Source organism: Pantoea sp. GbtcB22, from assembly GCF_019091025.1.
Lineage (GTDB): Bacteria > Pseudomonadota > Gammaproteobacteria > Enterobacterales > Enterobacteriaceae > Pantoea > Pantoea leporis.
The window spans coordinates 1-230 of the sequence record NZ_JAGXKB010001032.1; the positions used below are offsets into that span (position 1 = coordinate 1).

Here is a 230-nt window from a genome sequence, read left to right on the forward strand (position 1 = left end):
CTGGCTTCCTTACTTCACCTGGCTAAGGGGTGTTACCCACGGATTGGCCGCAGGTACTGCCGCTGGCAGCGATACCACGGCGCGTTTCGCATCGGCTGGCGTGGCGTAGGCGCCGCTCACCAACACATACCAAGGTTCGCCGTTTCGCGCGGTTTTATACACGTGATAACCGCTCAGGCTCTGCTTTCTCGCCCAGGCGTTCAGGCTCTCTTCTTCCGACCCACCGCCCA

General features: G+C 61.3%; 1 protein-coding gene. It reads right to left on the bottom strand.

All coding sequences use genetic code 11. The annotated features are described in order from the left end of the window. Positions 1-9 precede the first annotated feature (9 nt). Positions 10-230 (bottom strand): SPOR domain-containing protein (locus tag KVT28_RS27410; RefSeq protein ID WP_217551512.1); only part of this gene is annotated, 221 nt, incomplete at its 5' end.